Annotated in this window: 14 protein-coding genes; all 14 read left to right on the top strand. The window is 60.4% G+C overall.

All coding sequences use genetic code 11. The annotated features are described in order from the left end of the window. Positions 1-301 precede the first annotated feature (301 nt). The 14 genes from yaaA (at position 302) to CPH89_RS15975 (ending at position 19,062) form a co-directional block, all read left to right on the top strand. Entirely contained in the window at positions 302-1,081 is a 780-nt protein-coding gene (gene yaaA, locus CPH89_RS16045) for a peroxide stress protein YaaA (protein WP_053254511.1), read from the top strand. Between the two features lie 885 nt (positions 1,082-1,966). Next, positions 1,967-3,283, top strand: coding sequence for a nucleotide sugar dehydrogenase (locus CPH89_RS16040; RefSeq protein ID WP_053254510.1), 1,317 nt, complete (start codon positions 1,967-1,969; stop codon positions 3,281-3,283). A gap of 83 nt (positions 3,284-3,366) precedes the next feature. Beyond that, complete coding sequence (gene alg8 / locus CPH89_RS16035) at positions 3,367-4,848, top strand: mannuronan synthase (protein ID WP_162232016.1); 1,482 nt, start codon at positions 3,367-3,369, stop codon at positions 4,846-4,848. A 36-nt stretch (positions 4,849-4,884) separates the two neighbouring features. Further along, entirely contained in the window at positions 4,885-6,051 is a 1,167-nt protein-coding gene (locus CPH89_RS16025; RefSeq protein WP_053254508.1) for a PilZ domain-containing protein, read from the top strand. A gap of 9 nt (positions 6,052-6,060) precedes the next feature. Continuing rightward, positions 6,061-7,584 (top strand): alginate biosynthesis TPR repeat lipoprotein AlgK, encoded by a 1,524-nt coding sequence (algK, locus tag CPH89_RS16020; RefSeq protein ID WP_232005368.1) that lies wholly within the window; start codon positions 6,061-6,063, stop codon positions 7,582-7,584. Further along, positions 7,581-9,068, top strand: a complete 1,488-nt coding sequence (locus tag CPH89_RS16015; protein WP_053254506.1) for an alginate export family protein — start codon at positions 7,581-7,583, stop codon at positions 9,066-9,068. Before algK ends, CPH89_RS16015 begins: the two co-directional genes overlap by 4 nt. Continuing rightward, positions 9,068-10,657: a mannuronan 5-epimerase AlgG gene (gene algG, locus CPH89_RS16010; protein WP_053254505.1), complete on the top strand. Its 1,590-nt coding sequence runs from the start codon at positions 9,068-9,070 to the stop codon at positions 10,655-10,657. The genes CPH89_RS16015 and algG overlap by 1 nt, the downstream gene beginning before the upstream one ends. Before the next feature lie 11 nt (positions 10,658-10,668). Beyond that, entirely contained in the window at positions 10,669-12,117 is a 1,449-nt protein-coding gene (locus CPH89_RS16005) for an alginate O-acetyltransferase (protein WP_053255342.1), read from the top strand. A gap of 8 nt (positions 12,118-12,125) precedes the next feature. Continuing rightward, positions 12,126-13,235, top strand: coding sequence for a mannuronate-specific alginate lyase (locus CPH89_RS16000; protein ID WP_096236825.1), 1,110 nt, complete (start codon positions 12,126-12,128; stop codon positions 13,233-13,235). Positions 13,236-13,463: 228 nt separating this feature from the next. Next, on the top strand, positions 13,464-14,996 hold the full coding sequence (locus CPH89_RS15995; RefSeq protein WP_053254503.1) for an MBOAT family O-acyltransferase: 1,533 nt from the start codon (positions 13,464-13,466) through the stop codon (positions 14,994-14,996). A gap of 11 nt (positions 14,997-15,007) precedes the next feature. Next, a complete protein-coding gene (locus tag CPH89_RS15990; RefSeq protein WP_053254502.1) occupies positions 15,008-16,192 on the top strand; it encodes an alginate O-acetyltransferase in 1,185 nt (394 codons plus the stop codon). Positions 16,193-16,208: 16 nt separating this feature from the next. Beyond that, positions 16,209-16,865, top strand: coding sequence for an alginate O-acetyltransferase AlgF (locus tag CPH89_RS15985; protein WP_053254501.1), 657 nt, complete (start codon positions 16,209-16,211; stop codon positions 16,863-16,865). 149 nt (positions 16,866-17,014) lie between these two features. Then, a complete protein-coding gene (locus CPH89_RS15980; RefSeq protein ID WP_053254500.1) occupies positions 17,015-18,466 on the top strand; it encodes a mannose-1-phosphate guanylyltransferase/mannose-6-phosphate isomerase in 1,452 nt (483 codons plus the stop codon). Between the two features lie 320 nt (positions 18,467-18,786). Further along, positions 18,787-19,062 carry a DUF3077 domain-containing protein gene (locus CPH89_RS15975; protein ID WP_053254499.1) on the top strand — a complete coding sequence of 92 codons (276 nt, stop codon included), beginning with the start codon at positions 18,787-18,789 and terminating at the stop codon, positions 19,060-19,062. Positions 19,063-19,067: the final 5 nt, after the last annotated feature.

Below are 19,067 nucleotides of genomic sequence, written 5' to 3'. Positions count from 1 at the left end.
TTTTGATTTGCTGTTGATCTTGATCTGACAGGCCCCGTTAACCACGATGGCCGGAGTGCGGGCATGCCGAGCCTGGGCGAGGCATCGAGTGGTGGGGCAAAGCGTTTTTTGGTTACTTTTTTAGGCGTTTGTAAAAAAGTGACCCGCGGTAAGGGCGGAACCCTAAGCCGCCGTTACCGCAGCAACGGATATGTACACCCACGACAAAGCAGCGCCCTATCACCATCATAGGTGGAGTCTAACCCCCCAACCCCCTAGAATCCCGCCCACGCGACACGCCACGAATTCAGGAGCCAACTTCATGCTGATGGTGATTTCCCCCGCCAAAACCCTCGACTTCGAGTCACAGCCGGTCACCCCGCGCTTCACCCAGCCGCAATACCTCGACCACTCCCAAGAGCTGATCGAACAATTGCGTGAACTGAGCCCGGCGCAAATCAGCGAGTTGATGCACGTCTCCGATAAAATCGGTGGCCTCAACGCCGCCCGCTTCGGCAGCTGGACGCCGGCCTTCACGCCGGCCAATGCCAAGCAGGCCCTGCTGGCGTTCAAAGGCGATGTCTACACCGGCCTGAACGCCGAAACGTTCAGCGATGCCGACTTCAGCTACGCCCAGGACCACCTGCGCATGCTCTCGGGCCTCTACGGCCTGCTGCGTCCGCTGGACCTGATGATGCCGTACCGCCTGGAGATGGGCACCAAACTGGCCAACGCCCGTGGCAAGGACCTCTACGCGTTCTGGGGCACGCGCATCAGCGAGTGGTTGAATGAAGCGCTGGCCGACCAAGGCGATGACGTGCTGCTCAACCTGGCCTCCAACGAATACTTCTCGGCGGTCAAGCGCACGGCCCTGAACGCGCGGATCATCAACACCGAATTCAAGGACCTGAAGAACGGCCAGTACAAGATCATCAGCTTCTACGCCAAAAAAGCGCGGGGCATGATGAGCCGCTTTGTGATCGAAGAGCGCATCAACGACCCGGCCAAGCTCAAGCAATTTGATGTGCAGGGTTATCGCTTCAATGCCGAGCAGTCCAAGCCGGACAATTTGGTGTTTTTGCGCGATCACGCACCGGAATAGCGCCCTGATACGTCCTCACCAACGCTAAAGATCCAATGTGGGAGGGGGCTTGCTCGCGAATGCGGTCTGTCAGTAACAGATATTCTGACTGATACACCGCATTCGCGAGCAAGCCCGCTCCCACATTTTGTTCGCATTCCAAACCCAATATCGTCATTTATTTGGCGCCAAAAAATCAGCAAGTAAATTCCTAACAAATCTTTCACTCGACATTCGTCATTTTTTTTCGTAGTGGCACCACTTTTTTAAAACACTAGTGGCACAAAACTATCCTCTCTCTTCAACTCCCCATAACCACTCGCCCAAATAGCAAGTGCTATCAATATAGTACCAGTGCCATCTTTTCTAATATTTCAAGAAATTTCTGGAAACAGGATGAGCGGCCAGGAACTTCATCCTGATGCACCGCTCATACCACCGGCAACGAAATTCTCTGTAGCTGTAAGAGATGACTTACATGGCGACCAACGGAAGTAGCAAAGTTGTCATATTCAACTTTGACTCAGGGGTCATATTACCAACCGATTAATTAATAACGGCGGCAAGGATGAATTGCCACGCACTATAAGGCCAAGGCTCAGCCTCCCCTAATGGGTCAGTGAGACAACCCAAGGCGTTGATAAGTAAAGGCTTAATGCCTCTATCAAAGCCCTGCGGCACTGGCGCCAGGCGCTTCTCCCAAGAAGGCCGGCTGCATTTCAGGGCAGGCTCCAATAACAAGGCCACGTTTCGCACAACTTGAGTGCAATGATTAGTCACTCGTTATTTAACATGCCTGTACACGATAAGTCGGCGTCTATTCGCCCAACTTTCGTGGCATCAGTGACGCTTGAAAACATGAACTCCGGCCATCTAATTGGCATGATTAATATTGAGGTAAATGCGATGCGCATTAGCATATTTGGTTTGGGTTACGTTGGCGCAGTTTGCGCCGGTTGCCTGTCTGCCCGTGGCCATGAAGTGGTCGGTGTAGACATCTCCAAGGATAAGATCGACCTGATCAATGCCGGCAAATCGCCCATCGTTGAACCGGGTCTGGGCGAACTGTTGAGCCAAGGCATCGCAAACGGTCGACTGCGCGGCACGACCAACTTCGCCGACGCCATTCGCGATACCGACCTGTCGATGATCTGTGTCGGCACGCCGAGCAAGAAAAATGGCGACCTGGAACTCAACTACATCGAATCGGTATGCCGCGAGATCGGGTTTGTCCTGCGTGACAAGACCACCCGCCACACCATCGTGGTGCGCAGCACCGTATTGCCAGGCACGGTGGCCAACGTGGTGATCCCGATCCTCGAAGACTGCTCCGGCAAAAAAGCCGGCGTCGACTTCGGTGTCGCGGTCAACCCGGAATTCCTGCGCGAATCCACCGCCATCGCCGACTACGACCTGCCGCCAATGACCGTCATCGGTGAGTTCGACAAAGCCTCCGGCGATGTCCTGCAGTCGCTGTACGAAGAACTCGACGCGCCGATCATCCGCAAGGACATCGCCGTCGCCGAAATGATCAAGTACACCTGCAACGTGTGGCACGCCACCAAAGTCACCTTCGCCAACGAGATCGGCAACATCGCCAAGGCCGTCGGCGTCGATGGCCGTGAAGTGATGGAAGTGGTGTGCCAGGACAAGACCCTCAACCTGTCCCAGTACTACATGCGCCCAGGCTTCGCGTTTGGCGGCTCGTGCCTGCCCAAAGACGTACGTGCCCTGACCTACCGCGCCGGTTCCCTGGACGTGGAAGCGCCGCTGCTGAACTCGCTGATGCGCAGCAACGAGTCCCAGGTACAGAACGCCTTCGACATCGTCGCCGGCCATGACAAACGCAAAGTCGCCCTGCTGGGCCTGAGTTTCAAGGCCGGCACTGACGACCTGCGCGAAAGCCCACTGGTCGAGCTCGCGGAAATGCTGATCGGCAAAGGCTTCGACCTGAGCATCTACGACAGCAACGTCGAATACGCCCGTGTGCACGGCGCGAACAAGGACTACATCGAAGGCAAGATCCCGCACGTGTCGTCCCTGCTCAACTCGGACTTCGATGAGGTGATCAACAACTCCGACGTGATCATCCTCGGCAACCGTGACGAGAAATTCCGTGCCCTGGCGCATAACGCGCCGCACGGCAAGCAAGTGGTCGACCTGGTGGGCTTCATGTCCAAGGCCACCAGCGTAAGTGGCCGCACCGAAGGTATTTGCTGGTAACAGCGACGGCAAGTTTCGGGCTGCAGGTGTCTTCATCCCCAGCGCTTGCAGCCTGAAGCCTCCTTCCCTTCCGGATGACGCTTATGTCCAAGTTAAAACATGTACTGCTGCAATCGGCCGGCTGGCTGTTCTTTCTCAGCCTGCTGATGGGACTCGCCCTGCTGTTGCCGGCGAGTACGTTCGACTCAGAGTCGAAGAATTTTATTTTCCTGATTGGCGCCGTCGGTATCTGGCGCTACTCGATGGGTGCTACGCATTTCTTTCGCGGCATGCTGTTCCTGTACGTGGTCTACCCCCACCTGCGGCGCAAGGTGCGCAAGCTGGGCAAGGCGGCAGACCCGTCCCATGTGTTCCTCATGGTCACCAGCTTCCGTATCGATGCGCTGACCACCGCCCAGGTCTACAGCTCGGTCATTCGCGAGGCCATCGAATGCGGCTTCCCCACCACCGTGGTCTGCTCGCTGGTGGAAATGTCCGATGAACTGCTGGTGAAAAGCCTGTGGGAACGCATGAACCCGCCGGACCACGTAAAGCTCGACTTCGTGCGCATCGCCGGCACCGGCAAGCGTGACGGCCTGGCCTTTGGTTTCCGCGCCATCTCCCGCCACCTGCCGGATGACCGCGCAGTGGTCGCCGTGATCGATGGCGACACCGTGCTCGCCGAAGGCGTGGTGCGCAAGACCGTGCCGTGGTTCCAACTGTTCGGCAACGTCGGCGGCCTGACCACCAACGAGTTCTGCGAAGTGCGCGGCGGCTACATCATGAGCGAGTGGCACAAACTGCGCTTCGCCCAGCGCCACATCAACATGTGCTCCATGGCCCTGTCCAAGCGCGTGCTGACCATGACCGGGCGCATGTCGGTGTTCCGTGCCAGCGTGGTCACCGACCCGGGCTTTATCGCCGATGTGGAAAGCGACTCGCTGCAACACTGGCGCCTGGGCCGCTTCAAGTTTTTGACCGGCGATGACAAGTCCAGCTGGTTCAGCCTGATGCGCCTCGGTTACGACACCTTCTACGTGCCGGACGCCGCGATCAACACCGTGGAGCACCCGCCGGAAAAGAGCTTTATCAAGGCCAGCCGCAAGCTGATGTTCCGCTGGTACGGCAACAACCTGCGCCAGAACTCCCGCGCCCTCGGCCTCGGCGTACGCCGCCTGGGCCTGTTCACCAGCGTGGTGCTGTTCGACCAGCGCGTGTCGATGTGGACCTCCCTGCTCGGCCTGACCGTGGCCATCATCGCCACCTTCAAGTACGGCGGCGCGTTCATCCTTGCGTACCTGCTGTGGATCGGCATCACGCGCCTGATCCTGACCCTGTTGCTGTCGTGCTCCGGCCACACCATCGGCCCGGCGTACCCGGTGATTCTCTATTACAACCAGATCATGGGCGCGCTGGTGAAGATCTACGTGTTCTTCCGCCTTGATCAACAGTCCTGGACCCGCCAGGACACCAAACTGACCCGCGATTTGGCCAGCTTTCAACGTTGGTTCAACACCTGGTCGTCTCGGACCATGACCTTCTCCGCCGGCAGCATTTTCGTCGCCGTGTTGCTGATGATGGTCTGACCCAGCCAAGCCTGAATTAACTAGGAAATCGAACATATGAACAGCCCAGTAAACGCCAATGTTGTCCACGAATCCGAAGCCCAGCGCCAACATGCCCGGGTGAAAATCCCGGCCAAGCTGCGCTTCTTCAACACCGACCGTACCCAGACCGAAGCACGGGTAATCGACCTGTCCGCCGGTGGCCTGGCGTTCACCGCCACCCAGCCACTGACCGTCGGTGAAGTGCACAAGGGCCGCCTGCAGTTCGTGATCGATAACCTCGGTTTGGCGATGGATGTAGAGCTGCAGATTCGCTCCTACGACCGCCAGAGCGGCCGCACCGGTTGCCAGTTCCAGAACCTCGACGCCCAGGATATTTCCACCCTGCGCCACCTGATCACGTCGCACTTGTCCGGCGACATTGTGACCATGGGCGACGTACTGGCCACCCTGCAACGCGACAACTTCACCAAGGCGCGCAAGGTCAAGGACGGCGGCAGCGGCATGACCGCGTTCGGTCGTCTGCGCGCCGTGGTGTTCAGCGCCGGGATCTTCATTGTCGGCCTCGCCGCGTTCGGTTTTGTGTTCAAGTCGGTCTACGGCATGTACTTCGTCAGCCACGCCCAGGCTGGCCTGGTCAGCGTGCCCGGCATGAACGTGACCATGCCGCGTGACGGCACCGTACAAAGCCTGCTCAAAGGTGACGCGGTCGCGGCCAAAGGCGCGCCACTGGCGACGTTCAGCACCAGCATGCTCGATGTGCTCAAGGGCCATCTGGACGAAGAGCAGTTGCAACCGGCCAAGGTCGAAGAACTGTTCGGCAAGCAAATGACCGGCACCCTGACCTCCCCGTGCGATTGCGTCGTCGCCCAGCAACTGGTCGCCGACGGTCAGTACGCCAACAAGGGCGACGTGATCTTCCGACTGGTGCCACGCGGCAGCCTGGCCAACGTAGAAGCGCGCTTCACCTATCGCCAGTTCGCCGACGTGCGCCCAGGCACGCCGGTGAGCTTCCAGGTCGCCGACGAAGAACAGGTCCGCACGGGCACCATCGTCAGCAGCGCCAGCCTGAACAGCGACGACCTGTCTTCCGACATCCGCGTACAGATCAAGCCGGATGCACCGCTGGACAGCACCTACGCCGGCCGCCCAGTGGAAGTCACCAGCGACCGTGGCCCTTCGCTGAACTGGCTGATCGATAAAGCCATGGCTCACGGTCTGTAAGCGGAGGACATGCCTGTGAACCCTATTTCAAGCACAACACAGAGCACTGTGGGAGTCGGGCTTGCCCGCGATGGGATCGACTCGGTGCACCTGAAAGACCGAGTTGCCCGCGTCGCAGGCAAGCCAGCTCCCACACAGAGCGGGTCGCACTTCGCCTCTGCATTCTGCACATTGGCACTGGCGGTCAGCCTCGCCGGTTGCGCCGGCCTGCCCGACCAGCGCCTGGCCAACGAAGCCCTCAAACGTGGCGACACGGTCACCGCCCAGCAGAACTATCAGCAGCTGGCAGACCTGGGTTACAGCGAGGCTCAAGTCGGCCTGGCGGATATCCAGGTGACCACCCGCGACCCCGAGCAGATCCGCCAGGCCGAGGCCACCTACCGCGCGGCCGCCGATACCTCGCCGCGCGCCCAGGCCCGCCTGGGTCGCCTGCTGGTGGCCAAGCCGGGCGCCACCGAGGCCGAGCAGCACGAAGCCGAGGGCCTGCTGAAAAAAGCCTTTGCCAATGGCGAAGGCAATACCCTGATTCCGCTGGCGATGCTGTACCTGCAATACCCGCACAGCTTTCCTAACGTGAACGCCCAGCAACAGATCAGCAAATGGCAGGCGGCGGGTTACCCGGAAGCGGGCCTGGCCCAGGTGCTGCTGTATCGCACCCAGGACACCTACGACCAGCATCTGGATGATGTGGAACGCATCTGCAAGGCCGCCCTGAACACCACCGACATCTGCTACGTCGAGTTGGCCACGGTCTACCAGAAACAAGCCGCGCCGGAAAAACAGGCCGAGCTGCTCAAGCAGCTGGAAGCCGGCTACAGCCGTGGCACGGTCACGGCCCAGCGCGTCGACAGCGTGGCCCGTGTGTTGGGCGACGCGACGCTCGGCAAGCCGGACGAAAAAACCGCCCAGGCCCTGCTGGAAAAAATCGCCCCCGGCTACCCCGCCTCCTGGGTCAGCCTGGCGCAACTGCTCTACGACTTCCCCGAACTCGGCGATGTCGACCAGATGATGCAGTACCTGGATAACGGCCGCGCCGCCGACCAGCCGCGTGCCGAGCTGTTGCTGGGCAAGCTCTACTACGAAGGCAAGTGGGTGCCAGCAGATGCGAAAGCCGCCGAAGCGCACTTCGAAAAAGCCGTCGGCAAGGAAGTCGCCGCCGATTACTACCTCGGCCAGATCTACCGCCGTGGCTACCTGGGCAAGGTCTACTCGCAAAAAGCCCTCGACCACTTGCTGACCGCTGCGCGCAACGGCCAGAACAGCGCCGACTTCGCCATCGCCCAATTGTTTTCCCAAGGCAAGGGCACCAAGCCCGACCCATTGAACGCCTATGTCTTCAGCCAGTTGGCTAAAGCCCAGGACACGCCAGAGGCCAATGACTTGGCCACGCAGCTCGAAGCCCCGCTGACGCCCGAGCAACGCGCCGAAGGCCAACGCCTGGTGCAGCAGGAGCTGACCACGCGCGGCACCCTGGCCCAGAGCACGCTGCAACTGCACGCCCTGCAAGAAGAAGACGGCGAGGAATCCCTATGAAGCTCAACCCATTCGTCAAGGCCGGCATCGGCCTGACCTGTGCCCTGCTGTGGTCATGCCCGACCCTGGCCGCACTGACCGAAGCCAAGAACTTCGGCCTCGAAGTGAAAATCACCGGCCAGTCCGAAGACGACCGCGACCTGGGCACCAAGCCCGGCGGCGACGTCAACGGCATCGGCCTCGACCTGCGCCCATGGGTCTATGGCGAAAGCGGCGCGTGGAGCGCCTATGCCATGGGCCAGGCCGTGACGTCGAGTGACATCATCGAGACCGACACCCTGCAACAGTCCTCCGATGACAGCGCCGCCCAATCGAGCAACGACGACCGCAAGACCAAGAAAAACTATTTGGCCCTGCGCGAGTTCTGGGTCGGCTACAGCGGCTTCACGCCCTACCCTGGCGAGCTCCTCAAGGTCGGGCGCCAGCGCCTGAACAATGACGATGGCCAATGGCGCGATACCAATATCGAAGCGCTGAACTGGACCTTCGACACCACCTTGCTCAAAGCCAATATCGGCGCCGCCGAACGCTTCAGCGAATACCGCACCGACTTGAAGGAACTGTCGCCTGACGACAAGGACCGCAAGCACTTCTACGCCGACGCCGCCTACCAGTGGACGCCGGGGCAGTGGATCGGCCTGCGTGGCCATCACACCCATGACGACGGCAAGCTCGACTACGCCGAACCGGGCGTGGCCACCGACCCGTTGGACAAGCGCGAAAACGGCGACCTGACCTGGCTCGGCATCGAAGCCAACAGCGACGCCTATAACTGGCGCAACACCAACACCGTCAACTACTGGGCCAGCGTCACCGGCATGAAAGGCAACCGCGACACGGTCAACGCCTTGAACGCCGACGGCACCCGCCCGGCACAAGCCAAGCGCAGCGACGACGTGAGTGGCTGGGCCACCGACCTGGGTATCCGCCTGCGCCTCGACCCGCAGTGGCAAGTCGGCGCGGCTTACTCGCGCGCCAGTGCCAACTACGAGCAGAACGGCCTGCAAAGTAACCGCTCGAACTGGACCGGCACGCAATCGCGCGTGCACCGCTTCGGCGAGGCGTTTCGCGGCGAGATGAACAACATGCAGTCCATGAGCCTGTTCGGTTCCTGGCAGCTGCGCGAGGACTATGACGCCAGCCTGGTGTACCACAAGTTCTGGCGCGTCGACGGCAACAAGCCGGTGGGCAGTAACGGCATCGATGCGGTGCAGAACAACACCGATGACGTGACCGGCGCAATCCTCTCCAGCACCTCGTTGCCGCTTGAAGACGGCAAGAAGGACCTCGGCCAGGAGATGGACGTCGTGGTCACCAAATACTTCAAGAAAGGCCTGCTACCGGCCGCGCTGAGCCAGTCGATCAACGAACCATCGGCCCTGGTGCGCTTGCGTGCAGGCGTGTTCAAACCGGGCGACGCCTATGGCAGCGGCGTCGACACGTACATGCACCGCGCCTTTGTCGACGTGATCTGGAAATTCTGATGGGAGCCTGCGCGATGAACCCTCAAGCCCTCAAAGGCTCGGTCAGCCTGCTGGTCGCAGCCATGCTGCTGGCCAGCACTTCGGCCTTTGCCGACGGTGCGGCGGTGAAGGCGCCGACCATCGCCAAAGAGCTGCAACAGGCCAAGACCTACACCATCTCCAGCCCGCCAACCGCGCCGCTGGAAATGCCCAAGCCGGCCCTGCCGGACCTGTCGGGCTACACCGCCGCGGCGATGGAAAAGAAGGTCGTGCGCACCAAGCCCGGCAAAGTCAGCGTCCGCCGCATGATGCAGGAAGACGCCCTCAAGGACTTTATCGGCGGCGACAACAAGATGGCCGAATGGGTGGTGCGCCAGCACGGCATTCCCCAGGCGATCTTTGTCGACGACGGCTACATGAACCTCAAGGACCTGCTCGGCAAAGTGCCCAAGCAGTACCTCAGCGAAACGTCGCCGGGTGTGTTCCTGGCCAAGCTGCCGATCGTGGTCGGGCGCAAGGGCATCCTCGAAATCGACAAGAAGACCCAGGAGCTGCGCCTGTCCCAGCAGGCCGGTTCGTTCCTGATCAACGACGGCCAGCTGTTTGTGCGTGATACCCGGATTACCGGCTGGAACGAAAAGGCCAACGGCCCGGCGACTTTTCAGTCGCCCAAGGAATTCCGCCCGTTCCTGCTGGCCTGGGGCGGCACCCAGACCTATATCGCCAACAGCAAGATGGCCAGTTTCGGCTACGCCAACAGTAAGTCGTACGGGGTGAGTATTTCCCAGTACACGCCGAACATGGCCAAGGTCCTCAAGCGCGCTGAGCCGACCGGCTGGATCATCGATTCCGAATTCTCGGACATGTGGTACGGCTTCTACTGCTACGAGACCACCGGCTTTGTGATCAAGGGCAACACCTACAAAGACAACATCGTCTACGGCATTGACCCGCACGACCGTTCCCACGGCCTGATCATTGCGGACAACACCGTCTACGGCACCAAGAAGAAGCACGGCATCATCATTTCCCGGGAAGTGAACGACAGCTTCATCTTCAACAACCGCAGCTATGACAACAAGCTTTCAGGCCTGGTGATCGACCGGAACAGCGTGAACAACCTGATCGCCGACAACGAGATCTACCGCAACCACACCGACGGCATCACCCTCTATGAGAGCGGCGACAACCTGCTGTGGGGCAACAAGGTGATTGCCAATCGTCGCCACGGTATCCGCATCCGTAACAGCGTGAACATTCGCCTGTACGAGAACAGCGCCATGGCCAACGGCCTGACCGGCGTGTACGGCCACATCAAGGATTTGACCGACACCGACCGCGACATCGCCCTCGACCCGTTCGACGCCAAGGTCTCGCTGATTGTGGTCGGCGGTGAACTGGCGGGTAACGGCAGCGGGCCGCTGTCCATCGACTCGCCGTTGAGCGTCGAGCTGTACCGCGTAGCGATGCTGGCGCCGACCAAATCCAGCGGCATCAGCTTCAACGGCGTGCTGGGTGACCGGCAGGAAGAAATTCTCGACCTGCTGGTGCGCCAGCAGAAAGCCGTGCTGATCGACCCTGTCGAACGCCAGACCCAAATGCAGGACTGAGGATGACCCTTATGCACCCACACATAATCAAACTGCTGAGCCTCTCGGGTCTGACCCTCGGCCTGCTGGCGGCCAGCCAGGGCGTGCGCGCCGATGAAGTGAAAGCGCCTACGTTTACCGCCGAGCCGTGCTGCAGCCTGTGCCCGGCCGCCCATGACGCGAAGAACTACACCACGCGCTACCAGCAGAACTTCACCACCCTGGTGCAAGCCCAGGGCGACTGGCTGTTCCGTACCCAGGAAGATTTGCGTACCGAATTCGACACCAGCCCCGCCGGCTACAAGCGCATGCAACAACTGCACGATGCGTTCAAGGCCAAAGGCGTGGAACTGGTGGTGGTCTACCAGCCGACCCGTGGCCTGGTGAACCGCAACAAGCTCAACCCGGAAGAGAAAGCCAAGTTCGATTTTGACAAGGCGTTGGGCAACTACAAAACCATGCTCGGCCGTTTCGCCAAGATGGGTTATGTGGTGCCGGACTTGTCGCCGCTCACCAACGAGCAACTGCCGGATGAGTTGCCGGCCCACGATTTCTACTTCCGCGGCGACCAGCACTGGACCCCGTACGGCGCTCAGCGCACGGCAAAAATCGTCGGCGCCAAAGTGCATGCCATGCCGGAGTTTGCCGATATTCCCAAGCGCGAATTCGAAACCAAGCGCTCCGGGCGCATGGGCAAGACCGGCACGTTGCACAACATGGCCGGGCAGCTCTGCGGCACCAGCTACGCGATCCAGTACATGGACCAATTCACCACCGAGCCCAAAGGCGAAGCCGGCGACGGCGACCTGTTCAGCGATGCCGGCAACCCGCAGATCACCCTGGTGGGCACCAGCCACAGCGGCAAGAACTACAACTTCGCCGGCTTCCTTGAACAGGAAATCGGTGCCGACATCCTCAACGTCGCCTTCCCCGGCGGTGGCCTGGAAGGGTCGATGATCCAGTACCTGGGCAGCGATGAATTCCAGAAAACCCCGCCGAAAATTCTCATCTGGGAATTCTCGCCGCTCTATCGCCTCGACCAGGAGACCATCTACCGCCAGATGATGGCGCTGCTCGACAACGGCTGCGAAGGCAAGACCGCGCAGATGAGCGCGAGCACCACGTTGAAACCCGGCAAGAACGAATTAATGGTCAACCGTTCGAACAAAGACCTGCGCAACAGCAGCCATCAGGTCGACATCCGCTTCGCCGACCCGTCGGTGAAAACCCTGCAAGCCACCCTCTGGTACATGAACGGGCGCCACGAGGACATCAAGATCGACAAACCCGAAACATCCGATACAGACGGGCGTTTCGCCTTTGAACTGCGCACCGATGAAGACTGGGCCTCGCAAAACTTGCTGGCCGTGGAAGTGCAGGGCCCAGAAGAGGGTGCTGCCGCGCAGAAAGTCGAAGCGAAAATTTGCACACGCAACGTATTCCCCGCCGGTGGTCAACAGACCGCCTCAACCGGGCAATGAGGTTACCTATGCAGAAGTTACTGATCCCAACCTTACTGGGCCTGGCGATGTTCGCCGGCGCCGTGAATGCCGCCGCGCCACTGCGTCCACCCCAGGGCTATTTCGCCCCGGTGGAAGCCTTCAAGACCGGCGATTTCAAGAATGACTGCGACGCCATGCCGGCGCCGTACACCGGCTCGCTGCAATTTCGCAGCAAGTACGAAGGTTCGGACAAAGCCCGTTCCACGCTGAATGTGCAATCCGAAAAAGCCTTTCGCGACAGCACCGCCGACATCACCAAGCTGGAAAAAGACACCAGCAAGCGCGTGATGCAGTTCATGCGCGACGGTCGCCCGCAGCAGTTGGAATGCACCTTGAACTGGCTCACGAGCTGGGCCAAGGCGGATGCGTTGATGTCCAAGGACTTCAACCACACCGGCAAGTCCATGCGCAAATGGGCGCTGGGCAGCATGGCGTCGGCCTATGTGCGCCTGAAGTTTTCCGACTCGCACCCGCTGGCCAACCACCAGCAGGAGTCGCAATTGATCGAGGCCTGGTTCAGCAAAATGGCGGATCAGGTAGTGAGCGATTGGGACAACCTGCCGCTGGAAAAAACCAACAACCACTCCTACTGGGCGGCCTGGTCGGTCATGGCGACGTCTGTCGCCGTGAACCGCCGTGACCTGTTTGATTGGGCGGTGAAGGAATACAAGGTCGGCGCCAATCAGGTCGATGCCCAGGGCTTTTTGCCGAATGAATTGAAGCGCCAGCAACGTGCCTTGTCGTACCACAACTACGCGCTGCCGCCGCTGGCGATGATCGCCAGTTTTGCCTTGGTCAACGGTGTGGACCTGCGCCAGGAAAACAACGGCGCCCTCAAACGCCTGGGTGACAAGGTGCTCGCCGGGGTCAAAGACCCGCAGATCTTCGAGCAGAAGAACGGCAAAGAGCAGGACATGAAGGACCTCAAGGAGGACATGAAATTTGCCTGGCTTGAACCCTTCTGCACCCTCTACACCTGCGCCCCGGATGTGCTCGAGCGCAAGCACGGGATGCAGCCGTTCAAGACCTTCCGACTGGGCGGTGACCTGACCAAGGTCTTCGACCCGACGCATGAAAAAGGCAACAAAGGTTCCTGAAAAAACAGCTGACGAAACTGGGTCCCCGTGTGGGAGCGGGCTTGCTCGCGAAGGCGGAGTGTCAGTCAACACATCCGTTACAGAACCACCGCTTTCGCGAGCAAGCCCGCTCCCACAGTTTGAGCCGGTTTCGTCAGTAGGAATGTAGTACCGCCCGCCCGTGAAATCGCGGGGGGGTTTGGGGGGGCCGTTGGCCCTTGACTGTTGGTTAAACATGGAGAGATCGGGATGGTTTTCTCGTCCAATGTGTTCCTGTTTCTGTTCTTGCCGATCTTCCTCGGCTTGTACTATTTGAGCGGGCAACGCTATCGCAACCTGCTGCTGCTGATTGCCAGCTACGTGTTCTACGCCTGGTGGCGAGTGGACTTCCTGGCGCTGTTCGCCGCCGTCACGCTGTGGAATTACTGGATCGGCCTCAAGGTCGGTGCGGCCGGCGTGCGCACCAAGCCGGCTCAACGCTGGCTGCTGTTGGGCGTGGCGGTCGACCTGTGCATTCTCGGCTACTTCAAATACGCCAACTTCGGTGTCGACAGCATCAACGTGATGATGAAGTCGGCGGGCCTGGAGCCGTTCATCCTCACCCACGTGCTGTTGCCGATCGGGATCTCGTTCTACATCTTCGAGTCCATCAGCTACATCATCGACGTGTACCGTGGTGACACCCCGGCCACCCGCAACCTCATCGACTTTGCGGCGTTCGTGGCGATCTTCCCGCACTTGATTGCCGGCCCGGTGCTGCGCTTTCGCGACCTGGCCGACCAGTTCAACAACCGCACCCACACCCTCGACAAGTTTTCCGAGGGCTGCACACGCTTCATGCAGGGCTTCATCAAGAAAGTCTTCATCGCCGACACCCTGGCGGTGGTGGCCGACCATTGCTTCGCCCTGCAAAACCCGACCACCGGCGATGCCTGGCTCGGCGCGCTGGCCTACACCGCGCAGCTGTACTTCGACTTCTCCGGCTACAGCGACATGGCCATCGGCCTGGGCTTGATGATGGGTTTTCGCTTCATGGAAAACTTCAAACAGCCGTACATCAGCCAATCGATCACCGAGTTCTGGCGCCGCTGGCACATCAGCCTGTCCACCTGGCTGCGCGATTACCTGTACATCACCCTGGGCGGCAACCGGAAAGGCACGCTGACCACCTACCGCAACCTGTTCCTGACCATGCTGCTCGGTGGCCTGTGGCACGGCGCGAACATCACCTACATCGTGTGGGGCGCCTGGCATGGCATGTGGCTGGCGATTGAAAAAGCCATCGGCCTCAACACCGCGCCGCGCAGTTTCAACGTGGTGCGCTGGGCCTTCACCTTCCTGCTGGTGGTGATGGGCTGGGTCATCTTCCGCTCGGAGAACCTGCACGTCGCCGGCCGTATGTACGGTGCGATGTTCAGCTTTGGCGAGTGGTCGCTGTCGGAACTCAACCGCGCCAACCTCACCGGCCTGCAAGTGGCAACCCTGGTGGTGGCCTACGCAACGCTGGCGTTCTTCGGTCTGCGCGATTTCTACACCCACCGCCCTGCGGAGAAAGCCAAGCCCGCCGACCCGAGCCTGATCAAGGCCGTGCCGGGCGACAACCCGGGCAGCATCCACCAGCCAGGTTTTACCGTCGGCCAGGATGCCGCCGTGCAACCGGCCTACTGGACCGCTGACTGGCCACGCTACGCCATGCGCGCCGCAGTGCTGCTGCTGTTCGTGGCGTCGATCCTGAAATTGTCGGCGCAGAGTTTCTCGCCGTTCCTTTACTTCCAATTCTGAGGGAGCCGACCATGACCCGTTCATTCCGCGTCCTCTATATCGCGCTGTTCCTGCTGGTGCTGCTGGCCCTGGGCGCCTGGTCGATGCGCAGTTTCTTCGGCTTCAGCACCAATGCCGACGCGACGGTGCTCAATGGTCGCTGGACCAAGGCCGTCGAAACGCATTACGACGACCAGTTCCCGATCAAGCGTATCGGCACCAACCTGTGGGCTGCGCTGGACTACAAGCTGTTCAACGAAGGCCGCCCTGGCGTGGTGCTGGGCCGCGATCACTGGTTGTACAGCGACGAGGAGTTCAACCCCACCGTCAATGAAGACCAGAACCTGCAAGGCAACTACGCGCTGGTCGAAGGCGTACGCCAGAAGCTCAAGGCCCAAGGCATTCAATTGGTCATGGCGATTGTGCCGGCCAAGGTGCGTCTGTACCCGGAACACCTGGGTGACGTGAAACCGGCAAGCATCCACGCCAACCTGTACCAGGACTTCCACGCCCGTGTGGCTGCCGACACGATCATCGCCCCGGACCTGCTCGGCCCGCTGCAACAGGCCAAGCTGGGCGGCAAGCAAGTGTTCCTGCGCACCGACACCCACTGGACCCCGGACGGCGCCGAAATCGCCGCCAAACAACTGGCCAAGGTGATCAGCGAAAAGACCCCGCTCAGCGGCGAACCGCAGCGTTTTGTCACCGAAGCTGAAAAGACCGAACCGCACAAAGGTGACTTGCGCCTGTTCCTGCCGCTGGACCCGCTGTTCGAAAACCTGATGCCGCCCAAAGAGCCGCTGCAAAAACGCGTCACGCACCTGGCTGAAAACACAGGCGACGACGCCCTGTTCAGCGACAGCGAAACCCCAGTGGCACTGGTCGGCACCAGCTACAGCGCCAACCCCAACTGGAACTTCGTCGGTGCGCTCAAGCAAGCCTTGCACAGCGACGTCATCAACTACTCGGAAGACGGCCACGGACCGATCCTGCCGATGCTCAGCTACTTGAAAAGCGACGACTTCAAGAACAGCCCGCCACAGGTGCTGATCTGGGAGTTTCCTGAACGTTATCTGCCCGTCAACAACGAAATCGGTGACGCCGACCCGCAGTGGGTTGCGCAGCTTAAACAAGCCGGTTCGCGCCAACAAAACATGGCACTGAACACCCCAGTTAAACACCAAAAATCCGAGACGCCCGACCGGGCGCAAAACTGAAAGAGAGGTAACTCACATGACTTTCACTACTACTCCGCGTCGTCTCGCCAAGACCCTGGCCATTGCTGCCGGCTTGAGCTTCGTATCGATGTCCGCCTTCGCCGGGGGCGACGCCGCCCTCTACGGCCCAACCGCGCCGAAAGGCTCCAGCTTCGTGCGGGTCTACAACGCCAGCAACCAGGAAGTCAGCGCCACCGTCGGCGCCACCAACCTGAGCGACGTTGCACCGCTGGCCAGCAGCGACTTCAGCTTCATGCCGGGCGGCGACTACAGCGCCAAGGTCGGCAGCCAGACCGTGCCGGTCAAACTTGCCGCTGACCACTACTACACCCTGGTTAACAGCGGCAGCGGCCAGCCGCAATTGATCGAAGAACCGCCGTTCAAGAACAAGCAGAAATCCCTGGTGCGCGTGCAGAACCTCAGCGACAAGGCGCTGACCCTGAAGACCGCCGACGGCAAAACCGACGTGGTCAAGTCGGTGGCCGCCAAGGGCCGTGGCGAGCGTGAGATCAACCCGGTGAAAGTCAGCCTGGCGTTGTATGACGGTGACAAGAAAGTCGGCGATGTGAAGCCGGTGGCGTTGGAACGTGGTGAAGCGGCCGTGCTGTACGTGACCGGCTCGGGTTCGAGCATTTCGCCAGTCTGGGTAAAACGCCCGGTGTCGACCCGCTGATTAGTTTTTCAATTTGACGCTCCCCCTGTGGGAGCGGGCTTGCTCGCGAATGCGCTGGTTCAGCAACAGATGTGCTGACTGAAACACCGCTTTCGGGAGCAAGCCCCCTCCCACAGGCTCTGACCCAATCGATTCAAGGAGAAACACCCATGATCCCAGTAATCCTTTCCGGTGGTAGCGGCTCACGTCTTTGGCCGCTTTCCCGTAAGCAGTTTCCCAAGCAATTCCTGGCCCTGACCGGCGAGCACACGCTGTTCCAGCAAACCCTGGAGCGCCTGGTGTTCGAAGGCATGGACGCCCCGATCGTGGTCTGCAACAAGGACCACCGCTTTATCGTCAACGAGCAACTGAGCACACGTAAGCTCGAATGCCAGCGCATCCTGATGGAACCGTTCGGGCGCAACACCGCACCGGCCGTGGCCCTGACCGCGATGATGCTGGTCAACGAAGGCCGCGACGAACTGATGCTGGTGCTGCCGGCCGACCACGTAATCGACGACCAGAAAGCCCTGCAACGTGCGCTGGCCCTGGCTACCGTGGCTGCCGAGCGTGGCGAGATGGTGCTGTTCGGCGTGCCGGCAACCCGTCCGGAAACCGGTTATGGCTACATCAAGTCCACCAACGATTCACTGCTGCCCGAAGGCGTGAGCCGCGTGCAACAGTTCGTGGAAAAACCCGATGAAAAACGTGCTGTGGAGTTCGTCAAAAGCGGTGGTTACTTCTGGAACAGCGGCATGTTCCTGTTCCGCGCCAGCCGCTTCCTTGAGGAGCTGAAAAAACACGACCCGGACATCTACGACACCTGCGTGCTGACCCTGGAACGCAGCGAGCAGGATGCCGACACCGTGACTTTCGATGAAGCCACTTTCGCCTGCTGCCCGGACAACTCCATCGACTACGCCGTGATGGAAAAAACCCAGCGCGCCTGCGTGGTGCCGCTGAGTGCCGGCTGGAGCGACGTGGGCTGCTGGGCCTCGCTGTGGGCGGTCAATGACAAAGACGTCAACGGCAACGTCAGCAAAGGCGACGTGGTCATCCAGGACAGCCGCAACTGCATGATCCACGGCAACGGCAAACTGGTGTCGGTGATCGGCCTGGACAATATCGTCGTGGTGGAAACCAAGGACGCGATGATGATTGCCCACAAGGACAAGGTCCAGGGCGTCAAGCAGATGGTCTCGACCCTCAACGACCAGGGTCGCAGCGAAACCCAGAACCACTGCGAAGTCTATCGCCCGTGGGGCTCCTACGACTCGGTGGACATGGGCGGGCGTTTCCAGGTCAAGCACATCTCGGTCAAGCCGGGCGCGTGCCTGTCGCTGCAGATGCACCACCACCGCGCCGAACACTGGATCGTGGTCAGCGGCACGGCCGAAGTCACCTGTGACGAAAACGTGTTCCTGCTCTGCGAAAACCAGTCCACCTACATCCCCATCGCCTCGGTGCACCGCCTGCGCAACCCGGGCAAGATCCCGTTGGAGATCATCGAAGTGCAATCGGGCAGCTATTTGGGCGAAGACGATATCGAGCGGTTTGAAGATATCTACGGGCGCTCCACGCCGATTGAACGTGGCGTGTCGGTGAAAACTATCGCGCAGTAACACGGTCGTACAAGAAGCCCTCACCCAGCCCATTGCGTCCCCTATCCGCAGTGGGCTGGGTGGGGGCTGATCGTTCCCACGCTCCGCGTGGGAACGCCGCCTGGGCCGCTCCGCGTCCCGATTCACACCCGGTGCATGGGTGACACAGAGCGTCACGGGATGCATTCCCACGCAGAGCGTGGGAACGATCGACAAAGCACCCCGCCAGCATTGACCCTTGCCCCCATCCTGCCTATCCTCGCGCCTGTCACGACTCATTCGTGATGAGGTTTGACGGCCTCGCAAATTCATAGGATCCCATTTTCATTAGGAGATCCACCATGTCCAAACAAACCACGCGCCCCACCACCTTCGGCCCCAGCGACCGCAGTGAAGCCCCCCTTTTTTGCGTACAACCCGGCATTCCCATCGAACATGCACTGGAACATGCCAGTTATGTTTTGGGCACCGCGCGCGTGCTCACCCTGGCGGCTCAAGACTTATGCACCGAACACCAGAGCTACCTGAATTGGGCCAGCCTGCAATTGGCTGAAACCGGTTTGGCATTGGTTGAGGCTTCCATCGAAGGCTTGCAGGCGGACTCTTCTGCTCAGTAAGCAAG

Source organism: Pseudomonas fluorescens (genome assembly GCF_900215245.1).
Classification (GTDB): Bacteria; Pseudomonadota; Gammaproteobacteria; order Pseudomonadales; family Pseudomonadaceae; genus Aquipseudomonas; species Aquipseudomonas fluorescens.
This window is presented reverse-complemented; position numbering and strand designations above follow the sequence as displayed.

Coding starts and splice junctions, on each gene's coding strand:
- CPH89_RS16015 (WP_053254506.1), top strand. CDS start 7,581: ATGAAGCTCAACCCATTCGTCAAGGCCGGCATCGGCCTGACCTGTGCC.
- CPH89_RS15990 (WP_053254502.1), top strand. CDS start 15,008: ATGACCCGTTCATTCCGCGTCCTCTATATCGCGCTGTTCCTGCTGGTG.
- yaaA (WP_053254511.1), top strand. CDS start 302: ATGCTGATGGTGATTTCCCCCGCCAAAACCCTCGACTTCGAGTCACAG.
- CPH89_RS16025 (WP_053254508.1), top strand. CDS start 4,885: ATGAACAGCCCAGTAAACGCCAATGTTGTCCACGAATCCGAAGCCCAG.
- algK (WP_232005368.1), top strand. CDS start 6,061: ATGCCTGTGAACCCTATTTCAAGCACAACACAGAGCACTGTGGGAGTC.
- alg8 (WP_162232016.1), top strand. CDS start 3,367: ATGTCCAAGTTAAAACATGTACTGCTGCAATCGGCCGGCTGGCTGTTC.
- CPH89_RS15985 (WP_053254501.1), top strand. CDS start 16,209: ATGACTTTCACTACTACTCCGCGTCGTCTCGCCAAGACCCTGGCCATT.
- algG (WP_053254505.1), top strand. CDS start 9,068: ATGGGAGCCTGCGCGATGAACCCTCAAGCCCTCAAAGGCTCGGTCAGC.
- CPH89_RS16000 (WP_096236825.1), top strand. CDS start 12,126: ATGCAGAAGTTACTGATCCCAACCTTACTGGGCCTGGCGATGTTCGCC.
- CPH89_RS15980 (WP_053254500.1), top strand. CDS start 17,015: ATGATCCCAGTAATCCTTTCCGGTGGTAGCGGCTCACGTCTTTGGCCG.
- CPH89_RS16040 (WP_053254510.1), top strand. CDS start 1,967: ATGCGCATTAGCATATTTGGTTTGGGTTACGTTGGCGCAGTTTGCGCC.
- CPH89_RS16005 (WP_053255342.1), top strand. CDS start 10,669: ATGCACCCACACATAATCAAACTGCTGAGCCTCTCGGGTCTGACCCTC.
- CPH89_RS15975 (WP_053254499.1), top strand. CDS start 18,787: ATGTCCAAACAAACCACGCGCCCCACCACCTTCGGCCCCAGCGACCGC.
- CPH89_RS15995 (WP_053254503.1), top strand. CDS start 13,464: ATGGTTTTCTCGTCCAATGTGTTCCTGTTTCTGTTCTTGCCGATCTTC.